Genomic DNA, 801 nt, shown 5'->3' with positions numbered 1-801 from the left:
TGGACATACGCTATGAAGCCCTGTGCGGTATCACCCAGGAAGAACTGGAACACTACTTTGCCGGTCCGATAAGTGATATGGCAGACAGGGAAGGCATATCCAAGGAAGAGATGACCGTTCTGCTCAAACGCCAGTACGATGGATATCATTTCAGCGAAAAGATGACCGATGTCTACAATCCTTTCAGCCTGCTCAATGCTTTTGCTTCCGGCTCTATCCGTGATTACTGGTTCCGTAGCGGTACGCCTTCATACCTCATCCGCCTGCTAGCGCATACCAATGAGAACCTGGATGAACTAACCGGAAAATATTACGACCCGCAGGAATTTGTCGACTATAAGGCAAATGTAGAAAAACCGTTGCCGATGATTTACCAGAGTGGGTATCTCACCATCAAAGGTTATGACCGCGATTTCGGGACATTTCTACTCGATTTTCCCAACAACGAAGTCAAGAAAGGATTTGTGGCATTGATTGCTTCAGATTATTTGAAGCCCCGGCAAGAAATGGGCAGTTGGGTGCGTAATGTGGTCCTATCTTTGCGCAGGGGAGAATTGGAGAAATTAAACAAATTGTTCACCTCCTTCCTTGCCGACATCCCTTACACCATGCGTCGCAAGCAGGACGAGAGGGAAAGGGAGCGTTATTTCCACTATACGTTCTACCTGATATTCCGCCTGGTCAGCGTCTATACGGTCTATACCGAAAAGGAACAGAGCGAAGGACGGGTGGACTGCATCGTAGAGACACCCGATTACGTCTATATCTTTGAGTTCAAACTGGACGGTTCGGCAGACGAAG

Annotated in this window: 1 protein-coding gene; it reads left to right on the top strand. The window is 47.9% G+C overall.

Features of this window, described 5'->3' with window-relative positions; all coding sequences use genetic code 11:
- The coding region (locus B5F78_RS16630; RefSeq protein ID WP_162608596.1) for a PD-(D/E)XK nuclease domain-containing protein at positions 1–801 on the top strand (801 nt) is incomplete at both ends.

Source organism: Bacteroides sp. An279, assembly GCF_002159615.1.
GTDB lineage: Bacteria > Bacteroidota > Bacteroidia > Bacteroidales > Bacteroidaceae > Phocaeicola > Phocaeicola intestinalis.
This window is presented reverse-complemented; position numbering and strand designations above follow the sequence as displayed.